This is a genomic window from Pseudomonas sp., from assembly GCF_049653025.1.
Lineage (GTDB): Bacteria > Pseudomonadota > Gammaproteobacteria > Pseudomonadales > Pseudomonadaceae > Aquipseudomonas.
Genome location: NZ_JBASFM010000007.1, coordinates 17,155 through 30,412 on the forward strand (window position 1 = coordinate 17,155; position 13,258 = coordinate 30,412).

General features: G+C 61.7%; 16 protein-coding genes. 11 read left to right on the top strand and 5 right to left on the bottom strand.

Going from position 1 to position 13,258, the window contains the following annotated elements:
* The first annotated feature begins 32 nt into the window (after positions 1-32).
* From WBK23_RS07320 to WBK23_RS07330, 3 genes are read left to right on the top strand one after another with little or no spacing between them, the layout of a single operon-like run.
* Complete coding sequence (locus WBK23_RS07320) at positions 33-1,160, top strand: diguanylate cyclase domain-containing protein (RefSeq protein WP_424483325.1); 1,128 nt, start codon at positions 33-35, stop codon at positions 1,158-1,160.
* On the top strand, positions 1,153-2,094 hold the full coding sequence (locus WBK23_RS07325) for an iron-sulfur-binding ferredoxin reductase (protein ID WP_424483326.1): 942 nt from the start codon (positions 1,153-1,155) through the stop codon (positions 2,092-2,094). The genes WBK23_RS07320 and WBK23_RS07325 overlap by 8 nt, the downstream gene beginning before the upstream one ends.
* Positions 2,095-2,140: 46 nt before the next feature.
* Complete coding sequence (locus tag WBK23_RS07330) at positions 2,141-2,914, top strand: enoyl-CoA hydratase (protein WP_424483327.1); 774 nt, start codon at positions 2,141-2,143, stop codon at positions 2,912-2,914.
* Positions 2,915-2,975: 61 nt separating this feature from the next.
* Here the strand turns inward: WBK23_RS07330 and pyk are convergent, their stop codons facing one another.
* Together pyk and WBK23_RS07340 are read right to left on the bottom strand one after the other, a co-directional pair.
* Complete coding sequence (gene pyk / locus WBK23_RS07335) at positions 2,976-4,427, bottom strand: pyruvate kinase (protein ID WP_424483328.1); 1,452 nt, start codon at positions 4,425-4,427, stop codon at positions 2,976-2,978.
* Between the two features lie 86 nt (positions 4,428-4,513).
* Positions 4,514-5,314 carry a tetratricopeptide repeat protein gene (locus WBK23_RS07340; protein WP_424483329.1) on the bottom strand — a complete coding sequence of 267 codons (801 nt, stop codon included), beginning with the start codon at positions 5,312-5,314 and terminating at the stop codon, positions 4,514-4,516.
* 149 nt (positions 5,315-5,463) lie between these two features.
* Between WBK23_RS07340 and WBK23_RS07345 the strand changes: the two genes are divergently transcribed.
* From WBK23_RS07345 to WBK23_RS07355, 3 genes are all read left to right on the top strand, one after another.
* Positions 5,464-5,838, top strand: coding sequence for a tetratricopeptide repeat protein (locus WBK23_RS07345; protein WP_424483330.1), 375 nt, complete (start codon positions 5,464-5,466; stop codon positions 5,836-5,838).
* Between the two features lie 68 nt (positions 5,839-5,906).
* On the top strand, positions 5,907-6,329 hold the full coding sequence (locus tag WBK23_RS07350) for a DUF4124 domain-containing protein (RefSeq protein WP_424483331.1): 423 nt from the start codon (positions 5,907-5,909) through the stop codon (positions 6,327-6,329).
* A gap of 66 nt (positions 6,330-6,395) precedes the next feature.
* A complete protein-coding gene (locus tag WBK23_RS07355; RefSeq protein WP_424483429.1) occupies positions 6,396-6,752 on the top strand; it encodes a PilZ domain-containing protein in 357 nt (118 codons plus the stop codon).
* 128 nt (positions 6,753-6,880) lie between these two features.
* Here the strand turns inward: WBK23_RS07355 and mqo are convergent, their stop codons facing one another.
* Positions 6,881-8,383 (bottom strand): malate dehydrogenase (quinone), encoded by a 1,503-nt coding sequence (mqo, locus tag WBK23_RS07360; protein WP_424483332.1) that lies wholly within the window; start codon positions 8,381-8,383, stop codon positions 6,881-6,883.
* An 863-nt stretch (positions 8,384-9,246) separates the two neighbouring features.
* Here mqo and WBK23_RS07365 point away from each other — a divergent pair.
* Positions 9,247-9,831: a YajG family lipoprotein gene (locus tag WBK23_RS07365; protein WP_424483333.1), complete on the top strand. Its 585-nt coding sequence runs from the start codon at positions 9,247-9,249 to the stop codon at positions 9,829-9,831.
* An 80-nt stretch (positions 9,832-9,911) separates the two neighbouring features.
* Here WBK23_RS07365 and WBK23_RS07370 read toward each other — a convergent pair whose 3' ends face one another.
* Positions 9,912-10,118, bottom strand: a complete 207-nt coding sequence (locus WBK23_RS07370) for a hypothetical protein (RefSeq protein ID WP_424483334.1) — start codon at positions 10,116-10,118, stop codon at positions 9,912-9,914.
* A gap of 269 nt (positions 10,119-10,387) precedes the next feature.
* Between WBK23_RS07370 and WBK23_RS07375 the strand changes: the two genes are divergently transcribed.
* Positions 10,388-10,675 carry a hypothetical protein gene (locus tag WBK23_RS07375; protein WP_424483335.1) on the top strand — a complete coding sequence of 96 codons (288 nt, stop codon included), beginning with the start codon at positions 10,388-10,390 and terminating at the stop codon, positions 10,673-10,675.
* A gap of 63 nt (positions 10,676-10,738) precedes the next feature.
* On the opposite strand, the gene WBK23_RS07380 is transcribed toward WBK23_RS07375, so the two are convergent.
* The gene (locus WBK23_RS07380) at positions 10,739-11,905 is read right to left on the bottom strand and encodes a 1-acyl-sn-glycerol-3-phosphate acyltransferase (protein WP_424483336.1); all 1,167 of its coding nucleotides are present in this window, start codon (positions 11,903-11,905) and stop codon (positions 10,739-10,741) included.
* A gap of 128 nt (positions 11,906-12,033) precedes the next feature.
* Here WBK23_RS07380 and WBK23_RS07385 point away from each other — a divergent pair, with 128 nt between their 5' ends.
* The 3 genes from WBK23_RS07385 to WBK23_RS07395 all read left to right on the top strand — a co-directional run bounded on the left by WBK23_RS07385 (position 12,034) and on the right by WBK23_RS07395 (position 13,178).
* Positions 12,034-12,216: a CPXCG motif-containing cysteine-rich protein gene (locus tag WBK23_RS07385; protein ID WP_424483337.1), complete on the top strand. Its 183-nt coding sequence runs from the start codon at positions 12,034-12,036 to the stop codon at positions 12,214-12,216.
* Positions 12,216-12,476, top strand: coding sequence for a putative signal transducing protein (locus WBK23_RS07390; protein ID WP_424483338.1), 261 nt, complete (start codon positions 12,216-12,218; stop codon positions 12,474-12,476). Before WBK23_RS07385 ends, WBK23_RS07390 begins: the two co-directional genes overlap by 1 nt.
* A gap of 84 nt (positions 12,477-12,560) precedes the next feature.
* Positions 12,561-13,178 (top strand): SOS response-associated peptidase, encoded by a 618-nt coding sequence (locus tag WBK23_RS07395; RefSeq protein ID WP_424483339.1) that lies wholly within the window; start codon positions 12,561-12,563, stop codon positions 13,176-13,178.
* The last annotated feature ends 80 nt before the right edge of the window (positions 13,179-13,258 follow it).

A 13,258-nucleotide genomic window follows, 5' to 3' on the forward strand; every position in this document is an offset into this window, starting at 1 on the left:
AGATGCCAGCATGGGACGGAGCCCATAAACCCATGAGCCTAAGCAGCCAGCGGGTAACCCAGCGAACTCTACAAAGCCTGTTGCTGAAGCGTTTCGGCATGGCCGTGGCGACCTATGCCTTGACCGCACTGCTGTGTTGGGTGGCATTCGCTGCCGGGCTGTTCCATGCCTCCGCGACGACCGCGCTGGGCCTGACGGCATTGGCGGCGCTCAGCCAGTTGCTGATTCTCGGGCTGTTTCTGTCGCGCCTTAATCTGCGTTTTAGCGACCCCAGCCTGACCGAGCCCCAGGTGCTGCTGGCCTTGACCTGGCTGACGGTACTGCTGGCGCTGTTCAGCGAAGGTCGCGGCAGCATGCTGGTGATCTACATGCTGATTCTGCTGTTCGGCGTGTTCCAGTTGCCGCCGAAAGTCTTTGCCCGCTGCGCCTTGTTTGCCTTCTTCGGTTTTGCCGGCTTGAACCTGTATGAAGCCTATACCCTGCAGTTGAGTGAACCGCGTGTGGCACTGATGCAGTCATGCGTCTTGGCGGTGGTGTTGGCCTGGCTGACCCTGTTCGCCAGCTATGCCCAGGCCATGCGCCAACGCATGCGCCAACGGCGTTTTGCCTTGCAGGCCCATCAGGACACCCTGCGCGGGATGATGCGTCAGCTCGAAGACCTGGCCGCGACCGACGAGTTGACCGGCTTGTGCAACCGCCGGCATTTCCTGCGTCTGGCCGGTCGCGAGCTGAGCGCTTTGCGCAGTGGCCGTCAGCACGGCCTGGCGCTGCTGGATCTCGATCATTTCAAACGGATCAACGATGTGCACGGGCATGCTGCTGGTGATCGCGTGTTGCAGACCTTTGCCGCTGTGGCGCGGGCCTGCCTGCGTGATGGTGACGTGATCGCCCGTTACGGTGGCGAAGAGTTTGTGCTGCTGCTGCCCAATACCGAGGCCGATCAGTTCACCGCCTGCTGTGAGCGCTTGCGTGAGGCGTTCAGCCGCGCCGAACCGCTGGGGGTGAAAGTGGACAGCCTGAGCGTGTCGATCGGCATGACCCTGCTGACCATGCACGATGATCTGGACGATGCCCTGCAGCGTGCCGATCAGGCCCTGTACCAGGCCAAACGTGACGGGCGAAACCGTTGCGCGGCGACCTGGGAGGATGTGGATGCCTGAGCTGCGGGTCGCTGAGCACTGCCTTGAAGTTGCCGCCACTACTAATCTGCTCGATAGCCTGCTGGCGGCCGGTATCCGCGTGCCTTACAGCTGCCGCGCCGGCAGTTGCCATGCCTGTTTGGTGCGTTGCGTGCGTGGCGACGTGCTTGATGGCAAGCCCGAGGCCTTGGACCAGGCCAGGCGCGAACAGGGTTGGCGTTTGGCCTGCCAGTGCCGGGTGATTGAGGACGTGCAGGTCGAGGTATTCGACCCGCTACGCGATGGCATGCCGGCGCTGATTGAGGCCTGCGACTGGCTCAGTCCGCATGTGCTGCGTTTGCGCCTGACTCCGCAACGGCCGCTGCGCTACAGCGCCGGTCAGCACCTGCAACTCTGGACCGAGGACGGCATTGCCCGGCCCTACTCGCTAGCCAGCCTGCCTGGCGAAGATCCCTGGTTGGAGTTTCATATCGATTGCCGTCAGGGCGGTGTGTTTGCCACGGCGGCGCGGGCATTTCAGCCTGGCGGCAGTCTGCGTCTGGGCGAGCTGCGTGGTGCGGCCCTGCATTATGACCCTGACTGGCAAGCCCGCCCGCTTTGGCTGATGGCCGCCGGCACCGGGTTGGCACCGCTGTACGGGGTGCTGCGCGAGGCGTTGCGCCAGGATCATCAGGGCGGCATTCGGGTTATTCACCTGGCCCATGATGCGTCCGCGCATTATCTGGCCGAGCCCTTGCAGGCGCTAGCGGCCAGCCATCCGCAGGTGCAGGTCGAGTTGCTCTGCGCGGCCGAGTTGGCGGCTGCTTTGGCCGAACTGCGCCTTGTTTCACGGCAAGCCATCGCCTTACTCTGCGGCCATCCCGACAACGTCGAAACCTTTGCGCGCCGCCTGTACCTGGCAGGCATGCCGCGTAGCCAGGTGTTCGCTGACGTCTTTTTGCCCCACGCGCGCTAGCCAGTCAGGTTCTCAGCTCGCGGGTGGCCTGCCGTGAGGATTGATGATGAGCGAGCACCTGCTGGTTGAGCGTGAACAAGGGCTGTTGACCCTGCGCATGCACCGCCCCGACAAGAAGAATGCCCTGACCCGAGCCATGTACAGCGGCATGGCCGAAGTGCTGGTGCAGGCCGATCAGGATAAAAGCGTGCGCGCCGTGCTGATCAGCGGCGGCGAGAGCTGCTTTACCAGCGGCAATGATGTCGCCGACTTTATCAAGGCACCGCCCACCGGGCTGAACAGTGAAGTGTTCCAGTTTATGCAGGCGCTGTTCGAGTTCAGCAAGCCGGTAGTGGCCGCGGTCAACGGCCCGGCGGTGGGCATCGGCACGACCATGCTGCTGCACTGCGACCTGGTGTATGTCAGCCGCGATGCCACGCTGAAGATGCCCTTCGTCAACCTTGGCCTGTGTCCTGAATACGGTTCCAGCCTGATCCTGCCGCGTCTGCTTGGCCACGCTCGCGCTGCTGAGCTATTGTTGCTCGGGCAGAGCTTTACCGGTGAGCAAGCCGCCGCTTGGGGCATCGCCAATCAGGCTCTGGATAGCGGTGAGGCAACCCTGGCTAAAGCCCGCGAAATGGCCCTGCGCTTTCAGCAACTGGCACCGGCAGCAGTGGCGGACAGCAAGCGCCTGATGCGCGCACCTGATCGCGAGCAACTGCGCCGGGTAATAGAGGAAGAGGGCGCGCTGTTCGGTCAGCGCTTGCGCTCGCCGGAAGCCATCGAGGCGCTGACCGCCTTTATGCAGCGGCGCACGCCGGATTTCAGCAAGTTCGCCTGATGCATTGAGGCAAACCAAAAGGCCGCTCAGTTGAGCGGCCTTTTGCATTGCAGCGCAGCAGTTAAACGAGCGCTTCACCGACATGCAGCAGCTTCATGGTGTTGGTGCCGCCGATGGTGTGGTAGCTGTCGCCCTTGGTCAGGATTACCCAGTCGCCGGCCTGCACTGCGCCACGCTTGAGCAGCTCGTCCACCGCCGCCTGGCTGACTTCGCCCGGCTGCATCGCGGCCGCGTCGAATGGCACGGTGTAGACACCACGGAACATGGCCGCGCGGGCCTGGGTTTCGCGGTGCGGTGAGAACGCGAAGATCGGCACCGAGGAGCGGATGCGCGACATAATCAGCGGGGTATAGCCACTTTCGGTCAGCGCGATGATCGCCTTCACGCCCGGGAAGTGGTTGGCCGTGTACATGGCTGCCAGGGCGATGCTTTCGTCGCAGCGCTCGAACTCGGTACCCATGCGGTGGCTGGACTTCTTGCTGGTCGGATGTTTTTCCGCACCCAGGCAGATACGCGCCATGGCCTGCACCGCTTCCAGTGGGTAGGCACCGGCGGCACTTTCCGCCGAGAGCATCACTGCGTCGGTGTAGTCGAGCACCGCGTTGGCCACGTCGGAGACTTCTGCGCGGGTCGGCATAGGGTTCTGGATCATCGACTCCATCATCTGCGTGGCCGTGATCACCGCCTTGTTGTGGCGACGGGCGTGCAGAATGATTTTCTTCTGGATGCCGCAGAGTTCGGCGTCGCCAATTTCTACGCCCAGATCGCCACGAGCAACCATCACCGCATCGCTGGCACGGATCAGGCCATCGAGGGTCTCATCGTCGGCCACGGCTTCGGCGCGCTCGATCTTGGCCACCAACCAGGCGGTGCCGCCGGCTTCATCACGCAGCTTGCGCGCGTAATGCATGTCGTCAGCATCGCGCGGGAAGGACACAGCCAGGTAATCCAGCTCCATCTCGGCAGCCAGCTTGATGTCGGCTTTGTCTTTTTCGGTCAGCGCCGGCGCAGTCAGGCCACCGCCACGGCGGTTGATGCCTTTATGGTCAGACAGTGGGCCGCCGATAAGCACTCCGCAGTGCAGGGCATCGCTGGTTGCGCTGACGACGCGCATCACCACGCGGCCGTCGTCGAGCAGCAGCTCGTCACCGACGCCGCAATCCTTGACCAGATCCGGGTAGTCGATGCCGACGATGTCTTGCGTGCCGGCAGTCAGCGGGTGGCTGGTGGAGAAGGTGAAGCGGTCGCCGAGTTTCAGCTCGATGCGCTTGTTGGCGAATTTGGCGATGCGGATCTTCGGCCCTTGCAGGTCGCCGAGCAGGGCGACATGGCGGCCATGCTTGGCGGCCAGTTCGCGCACCAGCTTGGCGCGGGCTTTGTGCTCATCGGGTGAGCCGTGGGAGAAGTTCAGGCGGGCGACATCCAGGCCCGCGATGATCAGTTGTTCGAGGACCTCGGGGCTATTGCTGGATGGGCCGAGGGTGGCGACGATTTTGGTACGGCGAAAGGTCATGCACAGACTCCTGAGTTGCATCTGAGCACGAGGCTACTATGCCGCAACCCTGTAGTCATTGTTCCTCTGCACTACCTTGCCTGGCTCTATTCGCGATTGAGCGCCTGGTCCAGATGGCGGGCCGCCTTGTTGTTCAGCGCGCTCTGCGGGTACTGCGTCAGCAGGCGGCGCAGGTAGCCGATGGCCTTGTCGCGGCTGGCCGTCGGGTTGTCCGGGGCGAGGTACATCAGGGCCAGCTGGTACAGGGCTCTTTCCTTTATGTCGGCGGCGATGCCATTGTCGCTGAGGGCCAGCAGGTACAGCTCCTCGGCCTCGCCGACGCGGTTTTTCAGCACCGCGCGTCGCGACAGCAGGGTCATGTCAGGGTCGAGGCTGGGCTTGTACAGGTCGAGTTGCTGGTTGGGTTTCCAGTGCGCCAGCAGTTCGCGCGAAGTCTTGTGCAGCGGTTCGTCGGCGCGCGCGCGAATCAGCTGGATGCGCGCATCGGCGCGTTCGGCGGCGCGGCTGCCGGGGAACTCGTTGAGCACCTGGTAGAAGTAGTTGAGCGCCTTGTTGTCGTCGCGCTGGTCGTTGAAACGGTTCATGTATATCAGGCCGATCTGGTACAGCGAGATGGCCCGTACGTCGTCGCTGAGTTTGCTGTCGCGGTAGCCGGTCAGGTACAGCTGCTCGGCCTGCTCGCTCTTGGCGTCACGAATGGCCTGGGCGCTGTAGGTCAGCAGGTCGCCTTCCTCTTCGATGGCGGCGAGCATGCGGTTGTTCTTCAGGGTCTTGTATTCGACCACTTCGTTGGTGGTGATCTGTGCGATAAACAGTGGCGTGGTGGGCGAGCAGGCGCTCAATAGGGCGGCACATAGCAGTAGCGACAAGCGGGACGATGACGACATGGCAACTCCGAAGGCGCAGGGCCGTTGCGCGCCAGTCTAGTCAGGCGCGTGAGTGCTGGCCAAGTGGCTGGCGGCATTACCCATCAGAGGATATGTTGCTGCAGAATTTTCCAGGGCAGTCGATACACTGCTCATCGGAGGAGAGGCTTATGCGCATACTGTTTATTGTTTTGCTGGTGGTGGGTGTGGCGGGATGCAACCGTTACTCGTTCGATCGCGACCTCAATAACGCCTATGAGGCCTATGATCGCGGTGAATGCGAGTCGGCCATTCTGTTGCTGTCTAAGGCCGAGCGTAACAGCCGCTCGCGGCGTTATATGCAGCCGGAAATCTCCCTGCTGCGCGGCCAGTGCCTGGAGCGCCAGGCGTTGTTCGTCGACGCCATGCAGACCTACCAGTTCATCACCACTAATTACCCTGCCAGTGAGTACGCCTACCGCGCCCGTGCGCGTATGGATACCTTGCGCCAGCTAGGCCATGAAGACAGTGGGGCTGCGATCAAGGTTACGCCTGTGAAGCCTTGACCGTTGGTCGTGATGGGGCATTGGCGGTTATCCTCGGCAGTAAGCTGAGGTTTTAAGGGAGGGATTCCATGCGTGTTCTGTTGTGCTTGTTGTTACTGCCAGGGTTGGCGGCTGCGGAGATCTATCGCTGGACCGATGCCAATGGCCAGGTGCATTTCAGCCAGCGCCCGACGGCCGCCGGTGCCGAACAGGTCGAGGTCAAGCCGCAGGTGGTCGAGCGGGACCAATTGACCCGTGAGCGCGAGGAGCGTGCCAACCGCTTTTATGACGCGCGCCGTGAAGAGCAGGCGCAGGCCTCCGCCGAGGCCCTCAAGCGCCAGGCGGAGCGCCAAGAAGAGTGCGCTAAGCTGCGTAATTCCCTGGCCGAAATTCCCGAAGGCTACAGTTATTACCGCTCCGAGGCCGACGGTGAGCGCAGTTATTACAGTGATGAGGAGGTCGATACCGCTCGTCAGCAACTCCAGAGTCGGGTGTCAGAACGTTGTTCCTGAAACTGGTTTAAGCGCAGTAGTGAGGCCATACTCAATGGCCATCTATAGCGATTTGCCACTATGCCTATGCATATTCAGCGCAGCATCGAACGCCACCAGTTGCCCTACTACCTGAAGGTGTTCAATCGCATCACCGACAAGCCGATGGGCTACATCGGCAACGTCTCTCTGGACGGTTTGCTGCTGATCAGTCAGTTGCCGATGCTGGTGGGTGCGCGCTTCGATATGCGCCTGAAGATTCCGGGACATGATGCGCCGCACTACATCGACTTTTCGGCGACCTGCCAATGGTGCCGTGAGGATGTCACGCCAGGCGGCTATGACTCAGGATTCGCGTTGGTGGCCCCGCCGGCCGACTATGTCGAAATGGTCGATGCGCTGCGCCATTACTTCAGTTTCCGCCCGATGGCCGCATCCGCCTGATTTCGAGTGCAATAAAAACCGCCCTGAGAGGCGGTTTTTTATTGCCTGCCATCCCTGGCGGCTACCCTTCGGGCCGTCGCTGGCGCGACGTTTAAAATTGCTCCCTGCAATTTTTATTGTCAGGCGAGTTAGGCGCTGACGGTTTGTTCCAGCTGTAGCAGGGCATCGGAGCGCGATTGCACTTCGCGGTAACGCTCGGCATCGCTGGCCAGCACCTTGCCCATGGCAGGGAAGATTTCGTTGAGCTTGCGGCTCCACTCTGCGGTTTTTACCTGCTCGCCGAAGCAGCGCTGGATTAGGTCCAGCATGATCGACACGGTCACCGACGCGCCTGGCGAGGCACCGAGCAGCGCGGCAATCGAGCCGTCTTCGGCGGCCACCAGTTCGGTGCCGAACTGCAGGATGCCGCCGTTCTTCGGGTCTTTCTTGATGATCTGCACCCGCTGGCCAGCCATCTCCAGACGCCAGTCGGAGGCTTTGGCCTCTGGGTAGAAACCGCGCAGGGTTTCCAGGCGCTGCTCTTCGGACTGCAGCACTTCCTTGACCAGGTAGCGGGTCAGGTCGAAGTTGTCGCGCGCTACCGCCAGCATCGGACCGATGTTGTTCGGGCGCACCGACAGCGGCAGATCGAGGAAGGAGCCGTGACGCAGGAACTTGGTCGAGAAGCCGGCGTAAGGGCCGAACAGCAGCGAGGTCTTGCCGTCCACCACGCGGGTGTCCAGGTGCGGCACCGACATCGGTGGCGAGCCGACGGCGGCCTGGCTGTAGACCTTGGCCTGATGCTGCTTGACCACGTCCGGGTTGTCGCAGCGCAGCCACTGGCCGCTGACCGGGAAACCGCCAAAGCCTTTGCCTTCCGGAATACCAGACATCTGCAGCAACGGCAGCGCCGCGCCACCGGCACCGAGGAAGACGAACTTGGCCTGGATTTCACGGCTGTTGCCGCTCTGCTGATCCTTGACGCTGACGCGCCAGCCATCGGCGTTACGCTTGAGGCCGACGACCTTCTGGCTGCAGGTGACGTTGGCGTCTTGCTGCTGGCCGAGGTGATCCAGCAGGCTCTTGGTCAGGGTGCCGAAGTTGACGTCAGTACCGGCCATTACACGGGTGGCGGCAATCGGCTCGCTCGGGTCGCGGCCCGGCATCATCAGCGGCATCCACTCGGCCATGGTGGCGCGGTCTTCGGTGTATTCCATTTCCGCGAAGGCGTGGTGGGCGGTCAGCGCGTCGAAGCGCTTCTTCAGGTAGTCGATACCTTTCTGCCCGCGGACGAAGCTCAGGTGCGGCACCGGGTTGATAAACGACTTGGGCGAACCGAAGCGGCCTTTCTCGACCAGGTAGGCCCAGAACTGCTTGGATTCTTCGAATTGGGTGTTGATGGTCACCGACTTCTTGATGTCGATCGAGCCATCAGCCGATTCCGGCGTGTAGTTCAGCTCGCACAGACCGGCGTGGCCAGTGCCCGCGTTGTTCCACGGGTTGGAGCTTTCAATCGCCCCGGATGCCATCATCTCGAGCACTTCCAGCTTGATCGCCGGGTCGAGCTCTTTCAGCAGCACGGCCAAGGTCGCGCTCATGATGCCGGCACCGACCAGCACCACATCCACTGTTTCGTAATCGTTCTGCGCCATTACCACTTCTCCGCAAACCAGCACTCAAAAGACGTTAGTAAGCTTGTGCGTAAACACAGCCGATCAGTAATCGCCGAGACACTCAGGATTGAAGGAAGCAAGCCTCTGGATGCAGGTGCCAACCGCCAGATCGTTCATTTTCGCCACACTCTTGTGAAGTTGTTCCAACCGTTTTTCCACGCCCTTTTGGAGTCGTGAACCTCAAAACGCGTCTGCACGGGTCGGTCTTTTTCGCCGGCGTAAAACGACCGTTGCACAGCTTGCAAGGGGGTTTCACAGGGGAAGAACACGACGGCCCGCTGGCAGCGCGAAGTGGGCGACTCTCTGGGGCGAGGCTGATGAAGGTACATCAGCCGTACGGCAAGGCCCGAGTCAGGAGGCACCCTTATAATCGGGCGCGATTATAAGGGCAAAGCGGGAAAATTGATCGCCTGGCGTGACTTTTCTTCTTCCGCCGGTCAGGCCGCCAGCACCCGCTGCGCGTGCAGGCAGGGTGTGACTTGGGCGGCTCGGGCGCTGGCTGGCAGCGTTCGATCGAGCCAGCTCGGGCAGCACTGCTGCAGCTCGATCCAGCCCACGCCTTGTGGAGGCTGGGCCGATTGGCGCAGCGCGCGGCATATTCCCTGTGCGTCTATCAGGGCGAATGAGCGCATCGGGCGGCGCGTGCTAAACAGGCTACGCAGGGAAAACATGGCGGCTCACTCACGACTAGGGAAGACTAAAGTCTTATGCCCAAACTGCGTGACAAGCGCGTGACGGGAACCTGTGGCCGCGATAAACGTCCTAGAAAGCAGCGCTGTCAGGCATTTCCAGCGCTGGTTATACTGCGCGCCACTTTTGCCCCCTTTTTTGGAGAGATGAGCATGCTGCATCGTCTGCTGTTAGGCCTGGCGGCTGTTGCCAGCCTTACTCTGGTGGGTTGTGCCCACAGCCCGCAACAACTCAGCCCGCAACCTAAACTCAACAGCCCGCTTGCGGCCGTTGGTCAGGGCCAACCGGTGGTGGTGCGTGTGGCCGATGGTCGTCCCTCGCCAGTACTGGGTACCCGTGGTGGTCTCTATCCGGAAACCAGCGCCATCAGCGTGACCGGTCAGGACATTCTGCCCAAACTGCAGGCCCAGGCTGAAGCCGCCGTGCGTTTGCTCGGCTTTACCCCGAGCGCCAATGCCTACAACGCGCCGCAGTTGACCCTGACCCTGGCCGAGCTGAAGTACCAGTCGCCAAAAGAAGGCCTGTACGTGACCGAAGCTGACATGACCGCGACCTTCCGCGTCGATGTGCAGAACAGCAGCCGTCGCTACAGCGGTCGTTATGGCGCTTCGCTGAACCAGCGTTTCGGCATGGCCCCGAACCAGGCGACCAATACCAAGCTGGTTGGCGATGTTCTGAGCGACGCCCTGACCCGCGCCTTCAAGGACCCGACCATCGGCCAGATGCTCGCGCAGTAAGGCTGGCGGCAATAAAAAAGCCCGGTTTATTCCGGGCTTTTTACACCTGCGTTTTGCGGTCTGCGCCGAGAGCTCTGGCTTCAGGCAGCCTCGCTGTAAAACTCCGGCATGCTCATGCCGGTCAGCGTATCCACATCTGGCAGGGCGTAATGCTCGTGGCCGCCCATGGCGCAGTAGACCAGCCAGTGGTCGTCCTGCACATTGAAAGACAGCCCGTCGATGACATCTTCCACGTCATCCAGTGAATCGATCAGGTAGTCGCGGTCTTGGGGTTGGGCGTGCAGCATGCTGTGATCCTCCATGAATATTAAGGCCTGTCTCGGCGCACAAAGCCTTTTTGAACAAGGTGCGGAGACGAGTGTTAGACCATAGCTTACGTAGATGACAGTGTTTAGACCGCTTGGTCATAGTGACTGCGATTCGTCGGAATCGAATCGCGAGCGCTGCAGCCTTCGGTAGACTCCGCGGCCGTATTTGGACTGCCTGATACTGCATCGGGTGTGCTGATAATCAGGCGCGGCGTTGATCGCATGCCTTATAGAAGTAGAGGTCGAGGATGTCGTTGCAAGCGCTCTGGTTGCTGATCGAGGCTCAACCTGGGCAGTGGCTTAATGGGTTGGCGCTGTTCTTTACCCTGGCCGGTGCCTGGCTGTTGCTGGCCACCCGCATGCGCGAGCAGCGTGCGCAGGCGCGGTTGCTGGCTGGCAATCAGTTGAATGAATTGGCGGATGAGGCCTATGCCATTGATGAGCCGACACTGCGCTTGAATCGGTTCTTTTATCGCTTTGGCCATGCCTGCCTGGCGTCGGCCTTGCTGCTGTCCTGGCTTAGCACTCAGCTGTAACTCGGTGCCTCAGGTAATAAAAACGGCAGCCATTGGCTGCCGTTTTTTATGGCTGCGATTTATCTACAGCGGCAGGCCCGCCTTGATCCGGTACTGGTTACGCACCGGGTTAGCGTATTGCAGGATCAGGTAGGGCTGCTGCTCGGTCGGGCAGTTGCCCAGGCGCTTGTGCCATTCGGCTTGCGCCGCAGCCAGTTCGGCGGCCGGGAATAGCTCGGCGGCCTCGGGTACCGCCAGTGCCGGGTCACGTTCGGCCCACATGGCATAGGCCAGGTAGTGCACGGGGAACAGCCGGTAGCCGCTGAGAATCTGCCGGTCCATTTCGGCGGCCAGCAGTTTGCTGTCTTCCAGGCCTTCACTGACCGGCGCACCAAAGTGCACATGCACACGGCCTTTGTAGCCGGTGATGCCGAGCGCGATGCTCTGGTCGTCTTCGCCGGCGGCCTTGGTATAGCTGCCGCTGCTGGCGCGGATAAACAGCTCGCGCGCCTTGGCCTGGTCGCAGGGGTCGTATTCGTAGCTGATCGAGACCGGTGTCAGGCGCAGCGCGTTGATTACCTCGGCGAAGGGCTCACCTTTGCGGCTCATGTGGAACATCTTGAGGATCGCCGAATCGGTGCGATCGTCACCGTCCTTGGCGCGGCCTTCGGCCTGGGCGATCCAGATCGACTCGCCATCGTTGCGGATCGAGTGGTTGATATAGGCCGACAGCAGTTGGTAAGTCGCCAGTTTTTCGCGCCGTCCGCTGATCGAGCGGTGCACGATAAAGCTCTTGTTCAGACGCATCAGGTCGCTGACGAAGGGTTTCTGCAGCAGGTTGTCGCCAATCGCGATGCGCGGGGTTGGTAGGCCGGCGTGGTACACCGCGTAGTTGACGAAGGCCGGGTCCATGACGATGTCGCGGTGGTTGGCGAGGAACAGGTAGGCGTTGCCGGTTTGCAGGCGCTCGATGCCGGAATAGGTCACGCCATCCGTCGCGCGCTCGATGCTGTGGTCGACGTAGGTCTCGATTCTCTCCTGTAATCCAGAGACGGAATGGACCCCACGAAACTCACGGCGCAGGCGATAGGCTATAAGTGGTTTAAGCAGCCAACCTAAAGGTGCCGCCAGACGCGGGAAGCGGAACTGGGTGAGGATGTCGAGAAACGCCTCGTCCGCCAGCAAGCGCGCCAGTACGGCAGGGACTTCGGCGTCGGCGTAAGGTCGGATGGCATCGAATTCGCCCATCATGTTCTCTTGTTGTGGTTGGCTGTGGGAACGCTCAATTAGCTGCTCGTGGTAACGCGCAAGGGCTGTTTCACGACTGCTGGGCCAGCTATAGACCGGCGATTATACGCGCAAGTCACACGGAGGCTGCGATGCTGGAAAACCAGGACTACCAGTGCCCTTACTGCGGTGAACAGGTCGAGGCCGTGCTGGATCTTTCGGCGGGTGATCAGCAGTACATCGAGGACTGCCCGGTGTGCTGCCGGCCGATCGTGTTTTCACTGCAAACCGATGGCCACGACTGGCAACTGGATGTTCGCGGGGAGAATGACTGATGCAGCGAATCTACGAGCCGCAGGACCTGATGGAGGGCGAGTTGCTGCTGAGCATGCTGGCCAGCGAGGGCATCGACGCCTACCTGACCGGGCAGCATCTGGCTGGCGCGGTGGGTGAGTTGCCGGCCTCTGGCCTGCTTGGCGTGCTGGTCGAGGATGCGCAGGCGCACAGCGCACAACAGCTGATCGCCGCGTACAATGCCGCGCAACCGCTGCCGACGGATGAATCGGAAAATTTTCAAGGCACGCTGCTGTGCTGAGCTGAACCTGGCGGCGCACCTGACTGACTTCTTGCTGACCATCTGGTTGGCGCACTGACTGCCTGAACGCTATCGAGTTACCCCATGTGTGGACGTTTTGCCCTGTTCCGTTGGACGCCCGCATTCGCGGCGATTCCCGGTTTCCCTGCTGACCAGTTGCCGCACTGGAGTATTTCGCCGAATTCTCAGGTGCTGTTGCTGCGCAACGTCGAGGGTGAGCGGCAACTGACGCGGGCGCGCTGGGGGCTGACCCCGCCGTGGCTGACCGACCTGACCAAGACCCCGGCCCAGGCCCGTGCGGAAACCCTGGCCGAGCAGCCGATGTTTCGCGAGGCCTTTCGCCTGCGCCGTGGCCTGTTGCCGGCCAATGGCTTCTACGAGTGGCGTGGCACCGCGCGCAAGCGCCCTTACTGGCTGACCAGTGACTCCACGCCGTTGTATTTCGCCGCGCTGTGGGAAGCCTATCCGGTAGAAGGCTGCGTGTACCTGAGTACCGCCGTGGTGACCCAGGCCGCGGCCAGTCAGCGCCGCCCGCTGATTCTCGATGAGGCGGGGCAGGCCGCCTGGTTGGCTGCCGACACCTCGGCGGCGGATTTGCAGGCCTTGCTGGCCAGCCCGCCACTGGCGCTGCGCGAGCGGGTGCTGGCCAACCTGATCAACGATCCCAAGCTCGATGCGCCGGAGTGCCTGACTCCCGCCTAGCTCGCTAACACGGCATGAGGTCATGGAAATAAAAAGGGCGGACTGTTTATGGCAGTCCGCCCTTTGCATTGCAGGCTCGG

Bases quoted from the DNA above. Each gene is read 5' to 3' on its own strand.
- WBK23_RS07320 (WP_424483325.1), top strand. From the start codon at position 33: ATGAGCCTAAGCAGCCAGCGGGTAACCCAGCGAACTCTACAAAGCCTG.
- WBK23_RS07325 (WP_424483326.1), top strand. From the start codon at position 1,153: ATGCCTGAGCTGCGGGTCGCTGAGCACTGCCTTGAAGTTGCCGCCACT.
- WBK23_RS07330 (WP_424483327.1), top strand. From the start codon at position 2,141: ATGAGCGAGCACCTGCTGGTTGAGCGTGAACAAGGGCTGTTGACCCTG.
- pyk (WP_424483328.1), bottom strand. From the start codon at position 4,427: ATGACCTTTCGCCGTACCAAAATCGTCGCCACCCTCGGCCCATCCAGC.
- WBK23_RS07340 (WP_424483329.1), bottom strand. From the start codon at position 5,314: ATGTCGTCATCGTCCCGCTTGTCGCTACTGCTATGTGCCGCCCTATTG.
- WBK23_RS07345 (WP_424483330.1), top strand. From the start codon at position 5,464: ATGCGCATACTGTTTATTGTTTTGCTGGTGGTGGGTGTGGCGGGATGC.
- WBK23_RS07350 (WP_424483331.1), top strand. From the start codon at position 5,907: ATGCGTGTTCTGTTGTGCTTGTTGTTACTGCCAGGGTTGGCGGCTGCG.
- WBK23_RS07355 (WP_424483429.1), top strand. From the start codon at position 6,396: ATGCATATTCAGCGCAGCATCGAACGCCACCAGTTGCCCTACTACCTG.
- mqo (WP_424483332.1), bottom strand. From the start codon at position 8,383: ATGGCGCAGAACGATTACGAAACAGTGGATGTGGTGCTGGTCGGTGCC.
- WBK23_RS07365 (WP_424483333.1), top strand. From the start codon at position 9,247: ATGCTGCATCGTCTGCTGTTAGGCCTGGCGGCTGTTGCCAGCCTTACT.
- WBK23_RS07370 (WP_424483334.1), bottom strand. From the start codon at position 10,118: ATGCTGCACGCCCAACCCCAAGACCGCGACTACCTGATCGATTCACTG.
- WBK23_RS07375 (WP_424483335.1), top strand. From the start codon at position 10,388: ATGTCGTTGCAAGCGCTCTGGTTGCTGATCGAGGCTCAACCTGGGCAG.
- WBK23_RS07380 (WP_424483336.1), bottom strand. From the start codon at position 11,905: ATGATGGGCGAATTCGATGCCATCCGACCTTACGCCGACGCCGAAGTC.
- WBK23_RS07385 (WP_424483337.1), top strand. From the start codon at position 12,034: ATGCTGGAAAACCAGGACTACCAGTGCCCTTACTGCGGTGAACAGGTC.
- WBK23_RS07390 (WP_424483338.1), top strand. From the start codon at position 12,216: ATGCAGCGAATCTACGAGCCGCAGGACCTGATGGAGGGCGAGTTGCTG.
- WBK23_RS07395 (WP_424483339.1), top strand. From the start codon at position 12,561: ATGTGTGGACGTTTTGCCCTGTTCCGTTGGACGCCCGCATTCGCGGCG.